The sequence below is a fragment of the Paraburkholderia sp. PREW-6R genome, assembly GCF_039621805.1.
In the GTDB taxonomy this organism is placed as follows: domain Bacteria; phylum Pseudomonadota; class Gammaproteobacteria; order Burkholderiales; family Burkholderiaceae; genus Paraburkholderia.
The window spans coordinates 1,599,645-1,621,456 of record NZ_CP155073.1; the positions used below are offsets into that span (position 1 = coordinate 1,599,645).

The 21,812-nt window shown below is 62.3% G+C and carries 16 protein-coding genes; 9 read left to right on the forward strand and 7 right to left on the reverse strand.

Annotation, left to right across the window (positions count from 1 at the left end):
• Nucleotides 1-9: 9 nt before the first annotated feature.
• A complete protein-coding gene (locus AAGS40_RS06950) occupies nt 10-1,077 on the forward strand; it encodes a glycosyltransferase family 4 protein (protein ID WP_345814097.1) in 1,068 nt (355 codons plus the stop codon).
• Nucleotides 1,078-1,174: 97 nt separating this feature from the next.
• Here AAGS40_RS06950 and AAGS40_RS06955 read toward each other — a convergent pair whose 3' ends face one another.
• The 3 genes from AAGS40_RS06955 to AAGS40_RS06965 form a co-directional block, all read right to left on the reverse strand.
• Nucleotides 1,175-1,762: a YSC84-related protein gene (locus AAGS40_RS06955; RefSeq protein ID WP_345814098.1), complete on the reverse strand. Its 588-nt coding sequence runs from the start codon at nt 1,760-1,762 to the stop codon at nt 1,175-1,177.
• 431 nt (nt 1,763-2,193) lie between these two features.
• Complete coding sequence (locus AAGS40_RS06960; protein ID WP_345814100.1) at nt 2,194-2,646, reverse strand: hypothetical protein; 453 nt, start codon at nt 2,644-2,646, stop codon at nt 2,194-2,196.
• Nucleotides 2,647-2,922: 276 nt separating this feature from the next.
• The gene (locus AAGS40_RS06965; RefSeq protein ID WP_345814101.1) at nt 2,923-3,216 is read right to left on the reverse strand and encodes a PsiF family protein; all 294 of its coding nucleotides are present in this window, start codon (nt 3,214-3,216) and stop codon (nt 2,923-2,925) included.
• Between the two features lie 440 nt (nt 3,217-3,656).
• Here AAGS40_RS06965 and AAGS40_RS06970 point away from each other — a divergent pair, with 440 nt between their 5' ends.
• Both AAGS40_RS06970 and galU read left to right on the forward strand, forming a co-directional pair.
• A complete protein-coding gene (locus AAGS40_RS06970; protein WP_345814102.1) occupies nt 3,657-3,953 on the forward strand; it encodes a YciI-like protein in 297 nt (98 codons plus the stop codon).
• Between the two features lie 447 nt (nt 3,954-4,400).
• Entirely contained in the window at nt 4,401-5,318 is a 918-nt protein-coding gene (gene galU, locus AAGS40_RS06975; protein WP_345814103.1) for a UTP--glucose-1-phosphate uridylyltransferase GalU, read from the forward strand.
• A 228-nt stretch (nt 5,319-5,546) separates the two neighbouring features.
• Here the strand turns inward: galU and AAGS40_RS06980 are convergent, their stop codons facing one another.
• Nucleotides 5,547-7,724 (reverse strand): malate synthase G, encoded by a 2,178-nt coding sequence (locus tag AAGS40_RS06980; protein WP_345814104.1) that lies wholly within the window; start codon nt 7,722-7,724, stop codon nt 5,547-5,549.
• Nucleotides 7,725-7,792: 68 nt separating this feature from the next.
• Nucleotides 7,793-8,197, reverse strand: coding sequence for a heme-binding protein (locus tag AAGS40_RS06985; protein ID WP_345814105.1), 405 nt, complete (start codon nt 8,195-8,197; stop codon nt 7,793-7,795).
• A 368-nt stretch (nt 8,198-8,565) separates the two neighbouring features.
• Here AAGS40_RS06985 and AAGS40_RS06990 point away from each other — a divergent pair, with 368 nt between their 5' ends.
• Entirely contained in the window at nt 8,566-9,525 is a 960-nt protein-coding gene (locus AAGS40_RS06990) for an MOSC N-terminal beta barrel domain-containing protein (RefSeq protein ID WP_345814107.1), read from the forward strand.
• Nucleotides 9,526-9,558: 33 nt separating this feature from the next.
• Here AAGS40_RS06990 and AAGS40_RS06995 read toward each other — a convergent pair whose 3' ends face one another.
• Nucleotides 9,559-9,939: a response regulator gene (locus AAGS40_RS06995; protein WP_345814108.1), complete on the reverse strand. Its 381-nt coding sequence runs from the start codon at nt 9,937-9,939 to the stop codon at nt 9,559-9,561.
• 112 nt (nt 9,940-10,051) lie between these two features.
• Between AAGS40_RS06995 and AAGS40_RS07000 the strand changes: the two genes are divergently transcribed.
• Nucleotides 10,052-11,260, forward strand: a complete 1,209-nt coding sequence (locus AAGS40_RS07000) for a GAF domain-containing sensor histidine kinase (RefSeq protein WP_345814109.1) — start codon at nt 10,052-10,054, stop codon at nt 11,258-11,260.
• A 110-nt stretch (nt 11,261-11,370) separates the two neighbouring features.
• On the opposite strand, the gene cobA is transcribed toward AAGS40_RS07000, so the two are convergent.
• Nucleotides 11,371-12,186, reverse strand: coding sequence for a uroporphyrinogen-III C-methyltransferase (gene cobA / locus AAGS40_RS07005; RefSeq protein WP_345814110.1), 816 nt, complete (start codon nt 12,184-12,186; stop codon nt 11,371-11,373).
• 754 nt (nt 12,187-12,940) lie between these two features.
• Between cobA and nirB the strand changes: the two genes are divergently transcribed.
• From nirB to AAGS40_RS07025, 4 genes are all read left to right on the forward strand, one after another.
• Nucleotides 12,941-15,481, forward strand: coding sequence for a nitrite reductase large subunit NirB (nirB, locus tag AAGS40_RS07010; protein ID WP_345814111.1), 2,541 nt, complete (start codon nt 12,941-12,943; stop codon nt 15,479-15,481).
• A gap of 44 nt (nt 15,482-15,525) precedes the next feature.
• Nucleotides 15,526-15,894 (forward strand): nitrite reductase small subunit NirD, encoded by a 369-nt coding sequence (gene nirD / locus AAGS40_RS07015; RefSeq protein WP_345814113.1) that lies wholly within the window; start codon nt 15,526-15,528, stop codon nt 15,892-15,894.
• A 27-nt stretch (nt 15,895-15,921) separates the two neighbouring features.
• Nucleotides 15,922-20,124: a sulfite reductase subunit alpha gene (locus AAGS40_RS07020; RefSeq protein WP_345814114.1), complete on the forward strand. Its 4,203-nt coding sequence runs from the start codon at nt 15,922-15,924 to the stop codon at nt 20,122-20,124.
• Between the two features lie 229 nt (nt 20,125-20,353).
• On the forward strand, nt 20,354-21,721 hold the full coding sequence (locus tag AAGS40_RS07025; RefSeq protein ID WP_345814116.1) for an MFS transporter: 1,368 nt from the start codon (nt 20,354-20,356) through the stop codon (nt 21,719-21,721).
• Nucleotides 21,722-21,812: the final 91 nt, after the last annotated feature.

Below are 21,812 nucleotides of genomic sequence, written 5' to 3' on the forward strand. Positions count from 1 at the left end.
AGACACATAATGAAAATTGCGCAAATCGCCCCGTTGACCGAATCGGTGCCGCCCAAGCTGTATGGCGGCACGGAGCGGGTCGTATCGTATATCACCGAGGCGCTGGTCGATCTCGGCCATGACGTGACGCTGTTCGCGAGCGGCGATTCCATCACCAACGCAAAGCTCGAAGCAGTCTGGCCCCGCGCGCTGCGACTGGACCCCGGCATTCGCGATCGCATTGCGCCGCACATGCTGCTGATGGAACTGGTGCGTCGCCAGGCGGAAAACTTCGATGTCCTGCATTTTCACCTCGACTATTACTCGTTCTCGGTGTTCAAGCGCCAGGACACGCCATTCGTGACGACGATGCACGGGCGGCTGGACCTGCCGGAGCAGCAGCCGGTATTCGACACGTTCAGCACCGCGCCGGTGATCTCGATCTCCAACGCGCAGCGTCAACCGGTGCCGCAGGCGCGGTGGCTCACTACCGTCTATCACGGGCTGCCCGAAATGCTGTACACGCCGCAACCGGTCGAGCAGAAGTATCTGGCCTTTCTGGGACGCATCTCGCCGGAAAAACGGGTAGACACCGCCATTCGTATCGCGGGCCGCTGCGGTATGCCCATTCGCATTGCCGCCAAGGTGGACGCTGCCGACCGCGAATATTTCGAGCGGGATATCCGGCCGTTGCTGGACTTGCCTCACGTCGAATTTGTCGGCGAGATCGCGGACGACCAGAAAGCCGCATTTCTGTCAGGCGCGCATGCGTTGCTGTTTCCGATCGACTGGCCAGAGCCGTTCGGTCTCGTCATGATCGAAGCGATGGCTTGCGGCACGCCTGTGATCGCCTTTAATCGCGGATCGGTGCCGGAGGTGCTGGAAGAGGGGGTGACCGGTTATATCGTCGAGGACGAAATCGGCGCCGTGGCGGCGGTCAATCGTCTGCATAAGCTACCGCGCGCGGGTGTACGCAAGCGCTTCGAGGAGCGCTTTACGTCGCGCCGGATGGCTCAGCAATATGTGGACGCTTATCAGTCCGTGATTCGCGCGCAAAAGCGCTCGCGCTTCAAGGTGATCGACACGTCGGGTGGTTAAGCGTTGGCAGCCAGGCAGCGGTGGGCGCAGGCGTAAAAAAAGCGGCGATGACGACTCTGCATCGCCGTTTTCTTTGACGCCGCGCCCGGCAGCGAGATCAGATCTTCAGCCGCGAGACCTTGGTGCCCTGCAGTGACAGGTCGCCCATCAAACCTGCATTGGTCAGCACGAACACTTCGACCGGCGCCGTTGCGGTGTTCGAGTCGATTGCGCCGTTCGCACCCATCTTGACGAGCGCGACGGACGCATCGCCGCCGACGGACCAGCCGTCCGCGTTGCGGAATTTATCCAGCGCATCCTGCGTCATGAACAGGAAAATGATGGCCTTCGACTGCGCGCCGGCCTGCAGACCGAACGAGCCGGAAATCGTACTGTAATAGCCGACGGTGCCGCCACCGACGCGCAGCGAACCCTCGCCGTACTGACCACCGACGATAAAGCCGGCTTGCAGCACCGACGGAAATACGAGCACGCCGCGCGCTTTGGAGACGAGTTCGCGCGAACCCGGCACGGTGGTGAAGAGGCGCGACATGGTGCCTTCGACGCTGGCGTCGATCGACTGGCGTTTGGAAGCATCAGTGGAGGCGGTGTCGTGGTTGCTGCCATTCGTCGTACAACCCGCGAGTGCAAGGCCTCCGAAAGCGAGCGCAGCGGTCGTCTTCAACATGAAGTTTCGTCTTTGCATCGTTTTTCTCCATCATGGTTCCGGGGCGCAACCTCTGGTCTGGTGAGTGGGTTGCCTCAGTGTTATATCACACGCAAGCGTAAATGGCGTGCTCTGTGGTATCGCGAAAAGCCTTGTGCGACGGGGCTTTGCGGCAAGTCATCAGTCAGCATGCTGTAAATTTGACCGGCGATTCGGATGGCTTATTCTGCCCCGACGATACGCTTAAAAAGGGCACGGCACGAACCGCGTTGGCTGATCAAAGGTGGGCTGGCACGCATCTGAAGCGCGGTCGAAACGTTCGTTTTTACCGATTTCGCCGTGCGTCAGAAAGTGCGGAAATCCGGCATAAGTGTTGTCTGCATGCTGCACTCTTCACAACGTGAGAAACGTGCAACTGGCACGGGCGAACAACGGGTGATCGGCTGGCCCGGTAGCGGGTAGACCGCCTATTAGCCATGATTGGCAGGCGTCTTGACAGGCGGCGGCGGACGGCGCAGCGCGCGGCGCACCATGCCGACGAGCACGCCCAGCAGGAACAGGATGACTGCGGGGACGATCCAGTAGCCGACGAACGCATGCCAGAGATAAGCCATCAGGGTGGAGCGGCGCACGCTGTATTCATTACGCGCGTCCTGCTGACGCGGCGCGTTCGCGGCCAGTACCTCGGCGGGGCAGCCAGCGGCTTTTGCCTCGTCGGGATTGCCGCGGCAGCGCGCGGCGGCACCGGCCGCACGTTGTGCGTCAGTGACGTTCCACGTGGTCAGCGCGCGGTCGAGATCGACGGCGTTATAGGCCATTTCCTCCCGGATCTCGCTCACCGCGACGATCGCCACGGGCACGGCCCAGAAGACGATCACGACCAGCCACCGCCTCAACCAGCGGTTTTTATGTTTCGATACCATCCTTGCCTCCGATGGATGCCGTACGGCATCAACGACAAGATGGCGGCCCGTCTGATGTTATTTATGAGGGTGGGCCGTCTCCGCAGCCATCATAGAAGAAAAACGCCACCCTCGGGCAGTCAGTCCTGAATGGTCGGCCAAAGCAGCGTACCGGTAACAAAGCGGGACGAGAGGGCGACGCGCGGCGACGTCAGGAGGCAATTCGGCGGAGTGAAGCGGGCGTTGCACCGCACGGCCACCGCGCGGCGCAGGGGTATCGCGTGAAGGCGGCGGGTCTTACTTGGCGGGTGCCGACGACAGGCAGGTTTTCATGAACGCCTTGCGATCGTCGCCTTTCTTGCCGGTCGCCTGTGCGTTGCACGCCTTCATCTTGTCCTGCTGGCTCATTGGCGCGGCGGCGGGCTTGGCGGACAGACACGTCTTCATGAACGCTTTGCGGTCGTCGCCTTTCTTGTCGCCGGCCTGCTTGTTACAGTCGGCCATCTTCGTTTGCTGACTGTTCTGTGCGAATGCAGGCGAGACGAGGACAGCACCCAGAACCAGCGTAGCAATGGCGGATTGGATTTTCATATGACACTCCATCGGTGGTGAAAACGTTTCTGGTCGTTTATGCGCTTGAGCGTCAACGGCATCCGGGACCCTCGGCACACGCATTATGGCAAATGCTGTCTGCCAGAACGGACAAAGACACGTTCCCGTTGACCGGTGCCCAAGCTGGTTTTCCCTATGCAACGGAAAGATGCTCGTTCGTTCGATCAGACCATCTGAACGAACGGACGCCCGGCCCGAGTCTTGCGAACGAGAACTCGGTTGCCATGCGAGTGAGCAAACTCGCCGACGTTTGCTGCGGCGGATGCGAGATGGGTACAAGCGGCAATTGCCGCTGCAAGCGCGAGCAGAGACAGATCGGCAGATCAATGCCAGGCCCGGCGTTCGCGGATAGTTCAAACGAAGCACTCAGCGTCATACGTCATCGTGCGCGCTATGACATCACCTCAAGGAGACTCCTCATGCACTATCTGCTGGTCTACGAACTCGCGCCCGACTACCTCGAACGGCGCGACGCCTATCGGGACGCGCACCTTAAGCTCGCCTGGGAAGCCTCCGATGGCGGCGCTCTGCTGCTCGGTGGTGCGCTTGCGGCGCCCGCCGATTCCGCGATGTTGCTCTTTGAGGGCGACTCGCCGGCCGTCGCGGAAACTTTTGCTCGGGCGGATCCGTACGTTTCAAATGGATTAGTGGCGAGTTGGCGTGTGCGCGAATGGACGACTGTGGTTGGTGACGGCGCAACGAATCCATTGCGCTAGCGACGCGTTGAATATCGATAAAAAAAGTGAAGCGAAACGTATTAGAAGCGCTTTTTGCGAAGATTTGCAATTCACGAAAAAGTCGCGAGCGCGGGAGTTAATCGCCGGAGTGTCGTACGTTATCAACCCGCGGCGGCAAGGTCGGCTGATATCACGCAACCCGTGCAGCTATTGTCATGTGACCGTGGCAGCGCGCGCGGATCACTCACTGACACGTCCAGAACAGATACGTAAAAAATTCGCAACGGTTGAAAATAAATGTTTTGGACACGCAAATGTTTCCGGGCACTTGTCACAATGCGGCATATCCAACATAAATCACATTATTTTGGCGTTTCGCAAAATTTACCGCGTGAATCCGCCACCGTTTTTTGTTAGGCTTTTCCGCAATGCAGCAGGGCCCATCGGTCCGCGCAACCCAGTTCTAACCATTACGGAATGCCTACCATGCTGAAAGTCACCAAAGCAGTATTTCCTGTCGCCGGCCTCGGGACGCGATTCCTGCCGGCTACTAAAGCCAGTCCGAAGGAAATGCTGCCGATCGTTGACAAGCCGCTGATTCAATATGCGGTTGAGGAAGCCATTGCTGCTGGCATTACGGAAATGATCTTCGTGACGGGTCGCAGCAAGCGCGCGATTGAGGATCACTTCGACAAGTCGTATGAGATTGAAGCCGAACTCGAAGCACGCAACAAGCAGAAGCTGCTCGATCTCGTGCGCAGCATCAAGCCCGCCAATGTGGATTGCTTCTACGTGCGCCAGGCCGAAGCGCTCGGTCTCGGCCACGCGGTGCTGTGCGCCGAAAAGCTGGTGGGCGACAGCCCGTTCGCGGTGATTCTGGCTGACGATCTGCTACACAGCTCGAAGCCAGTCATGAGCCAGCTGGTGGACACGTTCAACCACTATCACAGCTCGGTGATCGGCGTGGAAACCATTGCCCGCGAAGACAGCCGCTCGTATGGCGTGGTCGATGGCCGCGAGTGGGAAGACAACGTGATCAAGCTGTCGGGCATTATCGAAAAGCCGGCACCGGACAAGGCGCCGTCGAACCTCGGCGTCGTCGGCCGTTACGTGCTGATGCCTACCATCTTCAAGCACATTCGCGCGCTGAAGCCGGGCGCAGGCGGCGAACTGCAACTCACGGACGCAGTGCAGTCGCTGCTGACCGAAGAGCAGGTGCTCGCGTATCGGTATTACGGCACGCGTTTCGATTGCGGCAGCAAACTCGGCTACCTGAAGGCGACCGTCGAATTCGCGCTGCGTCACCCGGAAGTGAAAGCGGATTTCGAGGCTTATCTGCACGCTTACATGCAAGCCAACATGCTGACCGGCGAGCCGGCCCAGTACACGGCAGAAGCGGCCTGAAAGATTTCAGGCGCGAATCAGGCGCTTGCATCCACACAGGCAGTATTCACGCGTCATGCGGCAGGTGCCGCGAGACGCGCGACGCAAGACGCAGCAATGCGTAGCAGGCATCACAAGGCATGAGCGCAAATTCAAACGGGCGCCGCGTACTACGCGGCGCCCGTCTTTTTTTGGAGCCCACGGTCAACGCTGAACCTCAGCGCCACCGATAGGCTCCGGCAGTCACGTCTATCGACTCTCTTTAACTTCCAGCCTGAACTTGTGCAGCAACGGTTCCGTGTAGCCGCTGGGTTGCTGGCGTCCTTCGAAGACCAGCGCCTGGGCGGCCTTGTACGCGATCGTGTCGAAGTTGGGCGCCATGGGCCGGTAATGCGGATCGCCGGCGTTCTGTTCGCCGACCACCTTCGCCATGCGCCTGAAAGTCTCGTCGACCTGCTCGCGCGTAACCACGCCGTGGTGCAGCCAGTTTGCAATGTGCTGGCTCGAAATACGCAACGTGGCACGGTCCTCCATCAGGCCGACGTTATGAATGTCCGGCACCTTCGAGCAACCCACGCCCTGATCGATCCAGCGCACCACGTAGCCGAGAATGCCCTGCACGTTGTTGTCGACTTCGCTGCGAATGTCCTCTTCGCTCCACTTCGCCGATTCGACGACCGGAATAGTCAGGAGTCCATCGAGCAGTTCGTCGCGCACCTTCGCGTAGTCCGTGCGCTCCAGCTCCTGCTGAACCGCCTGCACGTTCACCTGATGGTAGTGCAGCGCGTGCAGCGTCGCGGCGGTCGGCGAGGGCACCCACGCGGTGTTCGCGCCGGCCTTCGGATGGGCGATCTTCTGTTCGAGCATGGCATGCATCAGGTCGGGCATGGCCCACATGCCTTTGCCGATCTGCGCGCGGCCACGCAGGCCCGCGCTCAACCCGGCCAGCACGTTGCTGCGCTCGTAGGCCGCGATCCACGCGCTCGACTTCATGTCGCCCTTGCGCATCATCGGACCCGCTTCCATCGCGGTATGCATCTCGTCGCCGGTGCGGTCGAGAAAGCCCGTATTGATGAACGCAACACGCTCCTTCGCTTCGTCGATACAGGCGAGCAGGTTGACGCTGGTGCGGCGCTCCTCGTCCATGATGCCCATCTTGACCGTGTTGCGCGGCAGTCCGAGCAGATCCTCGACGCGTGCAAACAACTCGCTCGCGAACGCGACCTCGGCCGGTCCATGCATCTTCGGCTTGACGATGTAGATCGAGCCCGTGCGCGAGTTCAGCTTGTGCTTGCGATCATGCAGCGCGCACAGCGTGGTGATGACGGCGTCCAGAATGCCTTCGGGAATCTCGTGGCCGTCTTTCGTGAGGACAGCCGGATTCGTCATCAGATGACCCACGTTGCGAATGAACAGCAGCGAGCGGCCATGCAGCACGACCGGCGCCGTGCCATTCGCGGCGACGTACTTGCGGTCTTCGTTCAGCCGACGCGTGAAGGTCTTGTCGTTTTTCGTGACCTCTTCGGTCAGCTCGCCGGTCATCAGCCCGAGCCAGTTGCGATAGAGCTGCACCTTGTCGTCCGCATCGACGGCGGCGACCGAGTCTTCGCAGTCGATGATCGTGCTCACCGCCGCTTCGACCAGCACGTCCTTCACGTGCGCGGCGTCGGTCTTGCCAATCGAATCGTTCGGGTCGATCTGAATTTCGAAGTGCAGACCGTTGTGCTTGAGCAGCACAGCGGACGGCGCCCCTGCTTCGCCCTGATAGCCGATGAACTGCGCGGGCGTTTTCAGCTCGCTCGTGCCGCCGCTTTTCAGCGTGACGATCAGCTTGCCGCTGTCGACCTTGTAATTCGCGGCGTCCACATGCGAGCCGTTGGCGAGCGGCGCGGCTTCGTCGAGAAACTTGCGCGCGTAAGCGATGACGGCGGCGCCGCGCACCGGATTGAAGCTTTTCTGTTTTTCCGCGCCGTTCGTTTCCGGAATCGCGTCGGTGCCGTATAACGCGTCGTAGAGGCTGCCCCAGCGCGCGTTCGCCGCGTTCAGCGCATAACGCTGGTTCGACAGCGGCACGACGAGTTGCGGGCCGGCCTGTTCGGCGATTTCGGTGTCGACCTGGTCGGTCGTGGCTTTGACACTGGCGGGCGCGGGCACGATATAGCCGATGCCTTCGAGGAACGTCCGGTACGCACGCAGATCACGCACCGGACCCGGATTCGCGCGATGCCAGTTATCGAGTTCGGTTTGCAGACGGTCGCGCTCGACGAGCAGCGCGCGATTTTTGGGCGCCAACTCGTGCACGAGGGCGTCGAAACCCGACCAGAATGCCGCGCTGTCGATTCCGGTGCCGGGCAGGGCTTCGGTTTCGACGAACTGGTCGAGGTTGGCGGCGACTTGCAGTCCACCGCGCTGGTTCATCTGAGTCATCGACTGCTCCATGGGGCTGAATGGGACCGGTGAGGGGGCACCGGCCCGCGTTGTGATGCTGCGGATAATCAGGCGCCGAGCGCCTGTACACCGGCCTTGGCGACCTGGGCATCCTGATCCGGCTTGACGCCCGACACGCCGAGCGCGCCGATCACCTGGCCCTCGACGATCACGGGTACGCCGCCTTCCAGCGTGCCCAGCAACGGCGCGCTGAGAAACGCGGTACGGCCGTTGTTGATCATGTCTTCGTATAGCTTGGTTTCACGGCGGCCGAGCGCCGAAGTGCGGGCTTTTTCCGTCGCGATGTACGAGCTGGCCGGCGCACTGCCGTCCAGACGCAACATCCCGAGCGGGTGGCCGCCGTCGTCCACCACCACGATCGCGACCGCCCACTGGTTCTTTTCGGCTTCCGCGCGCGCGGCGTCGAGCATGCGGGTGGTTTCTGCAACGGTCAGCACGGGTTTGCTCAGCATAATGAATTTCCTGGTTCGTTTATGGTAGGGAAGCTTCTACCGCGGCACCGTGATGCAGGGGACGCGGCGTCGAGTTGTGCGTTGGATTGCTGACCGGCAGCGCTTGTGACGCATGGCGAGGGTCGTTGCGCAGCAGAGCATTGTGCGCGAATGCCGCGGCGCCGGTCCTGGTCTTTGCCCGCGCGCCTTGCTTTGCGATTTTACGTCCAAGCGCGGCTGGGCGAAACGGTGAGGCTCCCGCATACGGCGAGGCGGCGTGATTGTGGCCGCTGATCGTTGTCCTCGCGCGAACGTGCGCGGGCATTCGCGCGCCGCGCAATCCGGCGATAATGGGCGGCCCACATAAAACTGATTCTGCCCGTCACGCCATGCCCATCATCAGCGAACTGTTCGTCTATCCGGTCAAGTCCTGCGCCGGCATTGCGCTCGACGCGGCGCACCTTCTCGCCACCGGCTTCGAATACGACAGGAGCTGGATGGTGACGGACCCCGGCGGCGCGATGCTCACCCAGCGCGCGTATCCGCGCATGGCGCTCGTCGGGGTCGAGCTCGGCGAGCATGACCTCGTCCTGCGCGCGCCCGGCATGAGCGAGTTGCGCACGCCGCTCGACGCGGCGCGGCTTCACGCTCCGCACAAGGTCGAGACCACGGTCTGGCGCGACGCGGCCTATGGCCTCGACACGGGTGAGGCGAGCGCCGCATGGTTCTCCACTTTTCTCGGCGTGCCGGCGCGGCTTCTGCGCTTCGATCCCGAACGCGAGCGGATCGTCGATCCGGACTATACGGATAGCACCGGCGGTGCAACCACGCACTTTTCCGACGGGTTCCCGCTGCTGGTGATCGGCCAGGCATCGCTCGACGACCTGAACGCGCGCCTGAACCGCAAGGGCGCACCGTCCATTCCGATCGACCGCTTTCGGCCCAATCTCGTGCTGACGGGGCTCGACGCGTATGAAGAGGACTATGTCGAGACTTTGACCATCGACGGGGAAAGCAGCAGGACAATCCACGAAGCGAGCAGCGGAAAAGACAGTGGAAGAAGTAGCAGAACAAGCAGCGGAACAGGCAGCGGCAATGGCGGCCCGACCGTGCGGCTGCAACTGGTGAAGCCGTGCGCGCGCTGTCCCATGCCGACCATCGATCAGTCGAAAGGCGCGCCCGATCCGGACTGGCCCAACGAGCCGACCGACACGCTGAGCGTCTACCGCGCCAACCCGCGGCGCGGCGGCGCGCTCACGTTTGGCAATAACGCGCTCGTCGCGCAAGGGGCGGGCGCGTGGCTGCGCGTCGGTCAGCAGGTCGACGCTGAACTGGGTTTCGGAGATTGACGCGCCCCCCGCGGTGTCTCGAACCTCGTGCGATCAATGCCCGCGACGGCGGGTGAGCGCTGCGAGGATCGCTGACATAGGCACGGGCTTCACGAAATGATCGTTAAAGCCCGAGCGTAGCGACTCGTCGCGCTCCTCGTCTTGCGCGAGGCCCGTCACCGCGACCAGCGTGGGCGCCGGCTGGTCGGCGACGAAGCGGATGCGGCGAGCCACCGCGCGCCCATCGAGATGCGGCATTTCGACATCCAGCAAGGCGGCGTCGGGATGCCAGTCGCAATATTGCGCGAGCGCGTCAAGGCCGTTGGATGCGGTTCGAACGTCAAAGCCTTGCGCGCTGAAGTAGTTGTAATAAGCGGCCAGCAGGTTCGCGTCGTCATCGGCGATCAGCAGGCGGCCGGTTTGGTGGTTGGACATCCAGTTTCCCCAGGTTGCATTCCTCACACTGAGCAATTTGAAGACCCGGTAGAATTGATGCCTTGAATGTCCCACTTTCGAACCGGGCCGGGTGCATCGCAGACGAATTCATATGAACAAATTACCTTTTCGGCCCGACGAATCCGCGGAGATCGAGCGCGACATCCAGACAGTGCAGCGCATCGACGCCGTGCCGTCCATCCTGCGCCTGATCTGCAAGAACACCGGCATGGGCTTTGCCGCCGTTGCCAAGGTCACCGATCAAAGCTGGACCGCCTGCGCAGTGCAGGACGAGGTTCAGTTCGGGCTTGCGGCCGGCGGTCAGCTCGATCTGCACAGCACGTTATGCTTCGAATCACGTTCCGCGCGCGCCGCGATCGTGATCGACAATTTCAACGACGATCCGGCCTACCGGGGCCATCACACAGCGCAGATCTACAACCTCGGCAGTTATATTTCCGTGCCGATCATTCTGCCCAGCGGTGACTATTTCGGTAATCTCTGTGCAATCGACGCGCATCCCGCCGACGTATCGGACCCGCGTACATTGGGCATGTTCGAGGTGTTCGCGGAGCTGATCGCGATCCAGATCGAGTCGGCGAGCCGCCAGCAGGCTGCGGAGGCCGCGCTTTACACCGAGCGGGAAAACTCGGGGCTGCGCGAGCAGTTCATCGCAGTGCTCGGCCACGATCTGCGCAATCCGCTGTCTGCGGTGAGCGCCACCGCGGAACTGCTGACATTGCGCAAGACCGAGCCCGATCTCGTCAAGATCGGCCAGCGTCTGAAGTCCACCACGCTGCGCATGGCCCGTCTGATCGACGACGTGATGGACTTCGCGCGCGGCCGGCTCGGCTCGGGGATCGGCGTATCGATCGACGACGTCGACGACCTGGCTACCGCTTTGCGTGCGGTGGTCGCGGAAGTCCGCGAAGCCAACCCGGAGCGTACGCTCGTCGACGATATCGCTATTCCCACGCGCGTGCGCTGCGACCGGACGCGTGTTCAGCAATTGCTGTCGAATCTGCTTGGCAACGCCGTGACCCACGGCTCAGCCGAGTATCCCGTGAAGGTCCATGTGCGTGTGGAGAACGCCGAACTGCTGGTAAGCGTGATGAACGGCGGCAACGCGATCTCGCCCGACGCACTCGGCCGGGTCTTCGAACCCTACTGGCGGCCGGCCACCAGCAAACCGGGCGGCGGTCTCGGTTTGGGTCTGTATATCTGTAAGCAGATCGTGACCGCGCATGGCGGTTTGCTGGAAGTGTGCTCCTCCGACGAAGAAGGAACCTGTTTCGTCGCGAGGCTGCCTACCGGTATGTGACGGCCGCCATTGGCGTCGCGCACGCTTTGTGCGGCCTCTGTGGCAGCATTCGTGGCGCCCCGTTGGGCGGGATCAAGGCGGCATTCAGGTTAATCCCTTGGCGGCACCGATCAGGCCGCTTGCGCAACGCGCTCGCGAGCCTGCGTCGCATCGCGCTGCATCGGCAGCGTCGCCGTGTTGCCGCTTCCGTGTGCCGTCGCGTCGGTTTCAGCGCTTTCTCCCACTGCGCTTCCCACGAGAATCACCGCAGGGCTGCCGAACCCGCCGTCGCGCGCGTCGGCGGCGAGCCTGTCAAGGCGCGTCAACAGACGCCGCTCCCGTTCGCTGCCGGCCCACTGCACGACGGCCGCGGGCGTATCGGCCGGCAGGCTGGCCAGCAGGGCGGTGGCCAGACTCTCGATACGCCGCATTCCCATGTAGATCGCGAGCGTCATGCGCGTGGCTGCAAGCGCGGCCCAATCCGGCTCGTTGTGATCCTCCGTGTGAGCGGTCACGAAGCTCACACCGTGACAGTGCCGCCGGTGCGTCAACGAAACGCCGAGTCCCGCGGCTGCCGCGAATCCGGACGAAATCCCGTTGACGATTTCCACTGGAACCTGCGCGTCTCGCAACGCCGCGAGTTCTTCGCCCGCACGACCGAACAGCAGCGCGTCGCCGCCTTTGACCCGCACCACATGCAAGCCCTTGAGCGCATAGCGTCGCATCAGGCGCTCGATGAACGCTTGCGGCGTCGAACGGCAGCCGCCGCGTTTGCCCACGCGAATGACGCGTGCTCGCGGCGCGAGCGTCACGATGTCAGGGTTCGCGAGATCGTCGAGCAGCACGACGTCGGCGGTGGCGAGCGCTTTCGCGGCGCGAAGCGTCAGCAGGTCGAGTTCGCCTGGCCCCGCACTCAACAGCGTGACCTTGCCGGTAGTCGTGTTCATGGAAATGCTCCTGGTTCAGTTACGTGGGATGGGACCGCCTGCCTGGTCTGTACGGCCATGGCTGGAAAAACGCCCGCTTTGAAAACGCGGCTTTGCAGGCCCACCAAAAAAAACGGCGTCCGCTCGTGATGCTCACGAGGGGACGCCGTTGTCCGAATACTGCGCGCCAGGATGCGCTCATCGTGCAAGGGATCGAAGCCCCGCGGTGAGACGCACGAAACACTGCGCTGTGTTTCGCTCCGACGTGATGCGATGTGTTCCGTCGAGCGTGCGCAGCAGCGCATCACGTCGACTCGATTGCCTTGATGCAAGGATTACGCCATCAGATGATATTCACGCGGCAGTCGCCTGCAAATGCACGCCCGCCAATGCGCAAGAACCGTTCGACCCTACGTGCCTGACTGCTTGCACGCGCGTGCGTGCCGCACGCCGAGGGTGCTGCGTCGCACCATCCGTGTGCCTCGCTGCATCAAAACGTGACGGCCAACTGCTGCGCCGTTTAGCGTGCATCCGACCGCAGGCCATGCGCGAGCAAGCTTTGCGGGATTTTCCGAGCAATTGGCATAGGCTTTGCATTAGGCATTCGCAGCGGATCAACGCAGATCCGTTGCGGGCGCAACAACAAGGCGCTCGCCGCAGCACAGGTCAGGACAACGGCGTCCCCTGAATTCAGTCTTCAACTGGATTCGCGGGACGCCGTTTTTTTTCCGTCATCGCTTTCGCCACGTCACAGCACATCGAGGAATCCGCGGTCATGAAAATCATCGTTATCGGTCACGGAATGGTCGGCCACAAACTCGTGGAATGCCTCGCGCAAAACGCGGCGCACGGACTCGACATCACAGTGCTGTGCGAAGAATCGCGGCCCGCCTATGACCGGGTGCATCTGTCGGAATTCTTTGCGGGCAAGACTGCCGATGATCTGTCGCTGGTCGAACCGGGTTTCTTCGAACGCCAGAACGTACTGATCAAACTGAGCGCGAAAGCCGTGTCGATCGATCGCGAAGCGCGCACGGTGACCGTCTCGACCGGCGAAACGCTCGCCTACGACAAACTGGTGTTCGCTACGGGCTCCTATCCATTCGTGCCGCCGCTGCAGGGCCGCGAACGCGCGGATTGCTTCGTGTACCGAACGATCGATGATCTCGAAGCCATGCAGGAATGCGGTGCGCGCTCGAAAACCGGCACGGTGGTCGGCGGCGGCCTGTTGGGCCTCGAATGCGCGAAGGCGTTGCGCGACATGGGCCTCGTCACGCACGTCGTCGAATTCGCGCCGCGTCTGATGGCGGTTCAGGTCGACGAAGGCGGCGGACGCGTGCTGCGCACGAAGATCGAAGCTCTCGGCGTCACCGTGCATACGGAGAAGAACACCACGGCGATCGTCGACGGCGAAGCGGGCACGCATCGAATGCAATTTGCCGACGGCAGCTATCTCGACACGGACATGATCGTGTTTTCCGCAGGCATTCGTCCCCGCGACGACCTTGCTCGCGAGAGCGGTCTCACGCTCGGCCCGCGCGGCGGCATCGTGATCGACAACGCGTGCCGCACCAGCGATCCAGACATCTACGCAATCGGCGAATGTGCATTGTGGAACGGTCAGTTATTTGGCCTCGTCGCGCCCGGTTACGACATGGCGCGCGCGGTGGCGAAGCAACTGCTCGGCGACAACGCTGAATTTGCCGGCGCCGACATGAGCACCAAGCTCAAGCTGATGGGAGTGGACGTCGCGAGCATTGGCGACGCGCACGGCAAGACGCCGGGCAGCCGCGCGTATCAGTTCAGCGACGAGCGCAAGCAGGTCTACAAGAAGCTGGTGGTGTCCGAATGCGGCAAATATCTGCTCGGTGGCGTGATGGTGGGCGACGCAAGCGAATACGGCACGCTATTGCAGATGATGCTTAACCGGATCGAACTGCCCGAAGCGCCTGAATTCCTGATCCTGCCTCAAGCGGACGGCCATGCGAAACCCGCGCTCGGCGTGGGCTCGCTGCCGGCTTCGGCGCAAATCTGTTCGTGCAACAACGTCTCGAAGGGCGAGTTGTGCGCGGCGGTCTGCGCCGGCGCGACCGACATCGGCGCGCTCAAATGTGCGACCACAGCCGGCACCTCGTGCGGCGGCTGCGTGCCGCTCGTCACGCAGGTCATGAAGGCCGAAATGAAGAAGCAGGGGCTCGCAGTCAACAATCACGTGTGCGAGCACTTCCCGTTTTCGCGCCAGGAGCTTTATCACATCGTTCGCGTGGAAGGTGTGCGCAGCTTCGCCGAGTTGCTCGCCACGCACGGCCGCGGTCTCGGCTGCGATATCTGCAAGCCGGCAGTGGCCAGCATTCTTGCTTCGTGCTGGAACGAGTTCGTGTTGAAGAAAGAGCACGCGTCGCTGCAGGACAGCAACGATTACTACCTCGCCAATATCCAGCGCGACGGCACCTATTCGGTCGTGCCGCGTATGGCGGGCGGCGAAGTTACGCCCGACGGCCTGATCGCGGTCGGTCAGGTCGCGAAGAAATACGGCCTATATACGAAGATCACCGGTGGTCAGCGGGTCGATCTGTTCGGCGCACGTGTCGAACAGTTGCCGCTCATCTGGGAAGAACTGATCGCAGCCGGTTTCGAATCGGGGCATGCGTATGGCAAGTCGCTGCGTACCGTGAAGTCGTGCGTCGGCTCGACTTGGTGCCGCTATGGCGTCGGCGATTCCGTCGGCCTCGCGGTTGAGATCGAGAACCGCTACAAGGGACTGCGCACGCCGCACAAGATCAAGTTCGGCGTGTCGGGATGCACGCGCGAATGCGCGGAAGCCCAGGGCAAGGACGTCGGCATCATCGCCACCGAGAAGGGCTGGAACCTGTACGTGTGCGGCAACGGCGGCATGAAGCCGCGTCATGCCGAGCTGCTCGCGTCGGACCTCGACAAGGCAACGCTGGTGCGCTACATCGACCGCTTCCTGATGTTTTACGTGCGCACCGCGGACCGTTTGCAGCGCACGAGCGTCTGGCGCGACAACCTGGAAGGCGGCCTTCCGTATCTGATCGACGTGGTGGTCAACGACCGTCTTGGCGTCGCCGCCGAACTCGAAAGCGAGATGCAGCACGTGGTGAACACCTACGAATGTGAATGGAAGAAGGCGGTCAACGATCCCGAAACGCGTAAGCGCTTCCGTCATTTCGTCAATAGCGGCGAGTCCGATAGCAATGTCACGTTCGTCGAGGAGCGCGGCCAGATTCGCCCGGCGACGTCTGCTGAGCGGCTATCGAAACTCGCGGCCATTCCTGTCGTCGTCGAAACCGTCTGATCCTGTTTTCACTGCTTTTACCGCTATTGAACGGAGTTTGCGCCATGAATATCGAGCACCTGCCGCTTGCCTGGACACCCGTTTGCCCGCTCGAGGACATCGTGCCCAACACGGGTGTCTGTGCGCTCGTCGACGGGGAACAGGTGGCCGTGTTTCACGTCGATACCGGCAGCGACGAGGCGCGGGTCTATGCAATTGGAAATTACGATCCGGGTTCGCAGGCGGCCGTGCTGTCGCGCGGACTGATCGGCAGTCTCGGCGAGCGCATCGTGGTTGCCTCGCCCATCTATAAGCACCACTTCGATCTGCGCACCGGCGAATGCATCGAAACGCCGGCCTATTCGGTCAGCGCATTCGCCGCGCGAGTGGAAAACGGCCAGGTGTGGGTCGCTTCCGGCTGCGTGCAATCCTGAAGCCGATCACGAGTGAGTTCGCCTGTCATGTCCCCCACTAGCGTGAAAACCGTGTGTCCCTATTGCGGCGTCGGCTGCGGCATGGTGCTGCACGTCGAACGTGGAGAGGTCGTGAAGATCTCCGGCGACAAGGAGCATCCGGCGAACTTTGGCCGGCTGTGTACGAAAGGCCAGTCCGCGCATTTCGCCTTGCGCAAGTCCGGGCGTCTTGAAGGCGCGTTCGTGCGGCATGCGCGCGGTCAGGATCTCGCGCCGCTTCCAATGGCGCAGGCCATCCGTACCACAGCTGCCCGCTTGCGCGGCCTGCTCGACGAGCACGGCCCGCAAGCGTTGTCGTTCTATGTGTCCGGCCAGATGTCGATCGAGGCGCAGTATCTCGTCAACAAGCTGGCGAAAGGATTTGTCGGCACCCATAACATCGAATCGAATTCGCGCCTGTGCATGGCAAGCGCAGGCAGCGGCTACAAGCTTTCGCTCGGCGCCGACGGGCCGCCCGGCTCGTACGAGGACATCGATCATGCGGACCTGTTCTTCGTGATCGGCGCGAATATGGCCGACTGTCACCCGATTCTGTTCCTGCGCATGATGGACCGCGTGAAAGCCGGCGCAAAATTGATCGTGGTCGATCCGCGCCGCAATACCACTGCGGAGAAGGCTGACCTGTTCCTGCAGATCAAACCCGGCACTGATCTCGCGCTGCTCAACGGGCTGCTGCATCTGCTGCACGAAAACGGCCATACGGATGCGGCTTTCATCGCCGAAGCAACCGAAGGCTGGGACGCGATGCCCGCATTTCTGGCGGACTACACGCCGGAAAAGGTCGCGGCAATTACCGGTTTGAGCGAGCACGACATTCGCCGCGCCGCGCAGATGATCGGCGCCGCGCCCGAGTGGATCAGCTGCTGGACCATGGGTCTGAATCAGAGCACGCACGGCACGTGGCATACGAACGCGATCTGCAATCTGCATCTGGCGACGGGCAAAATCTGCCGTCGCGGCAGCGGGCCGCTCTCGTTGACAGGACAGCCGAATGCAATGGGCGGCCGCGAGATGGGGTATATGGGGCCCGGCTTGCCGGGGCAGCGTTCGGTGCTGGTCGAAGAAGACCGTGCATTTATCGAGGACTTGTGGGGCATCGCGCGCGGCGCGTTGAAGCCCACGGCCGGTCACGGCACGATCGACATGTTCTCGCGCATGGCGGCAGGTGAGATCAAGGCATGCTGGATCATCTGCACGAATCCGGTGGCGAGCGTCGCCAACCGGCAGAACGCCATTGCCGGTTTGCGCGCGGCGGAACTGGTGATCGCGCAGGACGCGTTTCTCGACACCGAAACCAACCGCTACGCGGACGTGCTGCTGCCCGGCGCGTTGTGGGCCGAAGCGCAAGGCGTGATGATCAACTCCGAGCGCAACCTTACGCTGATGCAAAAAGGCGTCGAACCGCCGGGCGCGGCGTTGCCGGACTGGCAGATCATTGCGCGCGTCGCGTGCGAAATGGGCTACGCCGATGCATTCAGCTACACGAGCGCCGAAGAAGTCTTTGCGGAAATCACCCGCGCATCGAATCCGAAAACGGGGTATGACCTGCGCGGCGCGAGTCATCGCCGGCTGAAAGAAACGCCGTTGCAGTGGCCGATCGCGTCGGCCACCGCGCATGATCGCAATCCCATCCGCTACCTGAACGACGGCGTGAGCCAGACGCTCAGCGAATCGCCCGACGGCACGCGCGCGCGACTCGTATTCCCGACCGCGAGCGGCAAGGCCATGTTTTTCGCACGCGCGTATGCAGCGCCGGCGGAGTTGCCGGATCGCGAGTTTCCGATCGTGCTGAACACCGGCCGCCTGCAACACCAATGGCACACGATGACCAAAACCGGCAAGGTTGCGATGCTCAACAAGCTCAATCCGCGGCCATTCGTCGAGATTCATCCGGAAGATGCGGCCACGTTGGGCATCAAACCCGAGGACCCCGTCGAGATCCGTTCGCGCAGGGGCCGCGCGGTGCTGCCCGCGGTCCTCACTGAACGCGTGAGTGCGGGCAACTGCTTTGCGCCAATGCATTGGAACGACGTGTTCGGCGACGACCTGTGCATCAATGCGGTAACGAGCGATGCGACCGACGCGATCTCCCAGCAACCCGAACTCAAATTCTGCGCCGTCGCGCTGACGCCTGTCACGGTTCCGGCGATCGAGCCTGGTGCGCAGCGCGAGACTGCGCATACCGCCGCTGCCCACGACGTACCTGTCTCGACGGCGAGCGCGACATTGGCGCGTGCCGGGGAATCGACCATGTCCGCTATCGACGCCCTAACGAGTCTGCTGCAATTGCCGCCGACGCCCGCACCGTCTTTTACTGAAAGCGAGCACACCTATCTGGCGGGTTTCGTGAGCGCGCTGCGTTCGACACAGGCGCAAGGCGATGGCACAGGACCGGTGCCCGTGTTGCCGGCAAGTGCGCCGTTTAACGCACATCATCGGCTGTATGTCGATGGGCTGCTCGCCGGCCTGTATAGCCGGAGCGCGACGCTTTGGCCAGCGCCCGCGTCCATTGCCGCAACGACGCCGCAGCCGGCAGACACCGAATCGGGCGTGCGTATCGTGCGTGCGCGGCCCAAGGTCACTTTGCTGTGGGCATCGCAAACCGGCAATACGGAGTCGCTCGTCGAGCGTTACGCAACCCGTCTGATGGAATCGGGTTTCGAGATTCGCACGTCATGCATGGCGGAATACGACGCTTCGTCACTCGCGAAAGCGCAGTATGTGTTGCTGATGACCAGCACGTTCGGCGACGGCGATTCGCCCGACAATGCGCAGGACTTCTGGAATCATTTGAACGCCGGTACGGCTTCACGTCTTGACGGCGTGCGTTTCGCGGTGCTCGCGCTCGGCGATCGCAACTACGATCAGTTCTGCGGTCACGGGCGCCGCCTCGATGAGCGCCTCGCCGCACTGGGCGCGCTGCGTCTGCTGGATCGCGTGGATTGCGACAGCGAGTATCAGGAAACCGCGGATGCATGGCTCGAACGCGTGGTCGTGCGCATCAACGAGGAGGATGCCGCGCTTCACGCCGTGCCGCCCGACGGCATGATCAACGCGGTCGTGCCGGGCATCGTCCCGACGAGGACGCGACCTGCCGCGTCGCGCGTTGTGACCAATCGGCGTCTGAACAAAGAGGGCGCCGCGAAGGATACGCGTTACGTGTCGTTGAGTACGGGCGATGCCGGCATCGAATACGAAGCGGGCGATGCACTCGGTGTATGGCCCAGTAACTGTCCCGAACTGGTCGACGAGTTGCTCGTGCTCGGCGGCTTGAGTGGGCACACGCCGGTGCATGTGTCCGGTGTCGGTGACATGTCGCTAGCCGATGCGCTTACGCGACATTATGAAATTGCACGTCCGAATCCCGATGCGCTGACATTCATCGCCGAGCGCAGCAACAACGGTGCGCTGCGCGAGCTGCTCAAACCCGAGCGTAAGGCGGAGCTCAAGCACTGGTTGTGGGGACAGCAACTGGCCGACGTACTGCACGAATTTCCAGTCGAGCTTACCGCACCCGAGCTGACCGGCATGCTTAAACGCTTGCAGCCGCGCTTGTACTCCATCGCGTCGAGCCCGAAAGCGCATCCCGGCGAAGTGCATCTGACCGTATCGGCGGTTCGCTACAGCAATGGGCGGCGCAACAGGAAGGGCGTGTCCTCCACGTTTCTCGCCGATCGCGCCGCTGACGGCAACGTCCCCGTCTTCGTGCAGAAGTCGGCCCATTTTCGTCCTCCTCATCATTCTGACACGCCGATGATCATGGTCGGCCCCGGTACGGGCGTTGCACCGTTTCGCGGCTTTCTGCACGAGCGGCGTGCACGCGGCGACACGGGACGCAACTGGCTTTTCTTCGGCGAGCAGCATGCCGACACCGATTTCTACTATCGCGACGAACTCGAGGCGCTGCGCGAGAGCGGGGTGCTGACGCGACTCGACGTCGCTTTCTCGCGGGATCAGGCGCAGAAAATCTATGTACAGGATCGCATGCGCGAGCAGGGCGCGCAGTTGTGGGCATGGCTCGAAGAGGGGGCTCATTTTTATGTCTGCGGCGACGCAAACCGGATGGCAAAGGATGTCGATGCGGCGCTCAAGGAAGTGGTCGCGCGGCACGGCGGCATGAGCGAGGACAAAGCGCATGAATACGTGAGCCGGCTCGCGCGCGATAAGCGCTATGCGCGTGACGTTTATTGATGAATGCGTCGATGCATCGACAGAAAGGGTGGCCGATGCGGGCCATGCGAGACGAGTTCTGAAAGTTCGAACGATTGAAAAAGTAAGCGGGAAACAGCTTGAACCGATGCACCCCCGATGGCATGGACGTTGCATGTTCGGACGGGTTTTCGAATCGTCATCATTCCGGTGCATAAGGTCAAACGCAGCCGCCCGGATGAGCGACAAATCCGTTTAATGAGGATGTCTGATGAAAAACGTGATGAATTCCTTGAAGAGTGGAGACTGGCGCGCGCTCGTCGCCTGTTTCCTCTATTTCGACACCGGCTTCACGGTCTGGGTGTTGTATGGACCGCTCGCCCCGTTTATCAGCAAGAGCATTGCCATGACGCCGGCGCAACAAGGCCTTCTGGTCGCCGTACCTGTGCTGTCGGCCGCGATTCTGCGCGTGACGCTCGGCAATCTGTACCAGTCGGCTCACGGCAAGCGGATTGCGCTGATGGGCGTGCTGCTGTCTGCGGTGCCGACGATCGTGTTGCCGCTGCTGCCATCCGTTCCGTCATACACCTTGCTGCTCGTGCTCGGCGTATTCCTCGGCGTGGGCGGCGCAAGCTTCGCGGTGGCGCTGCCGATGGCCGGGAGCAACTATCCGCCGAAGGTGCAAGGTCTCGTGCTGGGACTTGCAGCGGCCGGCAACATTGGCGCGGTGCTCGACGGGTTCCTGTTTCCGCAGCTTGCCACGCATTATGGCTGGCAAATGGCCGCCGGGGGCGCGCTGCCGTTGCTTGCCATTGCGGCGATCACGCTCTATTTCTGGGCGAACGACGCGGGCGTCAAGTCAGGCAGCGTGGTGCGTGCATTTGCCAGCTTCGCGGTGACGCTGGCCGGGCTCATCGTACTGGTGCTGCTCGTCGAAGCAGGACTGTTCGGCTCAGGGAAGACGGGCGTGCTGATCCTGCCGGTTGTCGGCGCGCTGCTGGCCATCGCCGTCTTGCCCAGGCGCTATCGTGCTGTCCTCGCCGAGCGTGATACGTGGGTCATCATGCTGGTGTACAGCATTACGTTTGGCGGATTCGTCGGCATGTCCTCGTACGTGACGCTGCTGCTCACGAATCTCTACCAGCTCTCGAAGATAGACGCGGGTCTGTTCATGGCGCTCCTTGCTGCAACCGGCGCGATGGTGCGCCCGCTCGGCGGCCTGATTGCCGACAGAATCTCCGGTGTGCGCGCGCTGACGTTTCTGCTGGCGATCATCTCGCTGTGCGACTTCCTGTTCGCCGCCGTCATGCCGACCATCGTGCCGGGCATTGCGTTGCTGTTGTGTCTTTACGTGGCGTTCGGGCTCGGCAACGGCGCGACGTTCCAGCTCGTGCCGCATCGCTGGGCCGGGCGCACCGGCCTGATGTCGGGCATCGTGGGAGCGGCGGGCGGTATCGGCGGCTTTTATCTGCCCGTCATCATGGGCATGGCGAAGGAAAGCACGGGCAGCTACCAGATGGGCTTCGCGACGTTCGGCGTGCTGGCAGCCTGTGCGTTCATGGCGATCGTTGCGCTGCGCCGCCCGTGGATGGCGTGGTCGATGCAAGGCGGTGTGATGCATGCGCACGCCACGGAGTGATGCAATAAAGGAGCAGTGCGCGCCCGTTTGCGGTGATGGTGCAGCGAAGGGGCGCGCCTCAACACTTTCTTGCTACAGGGAAGCGCGTCAA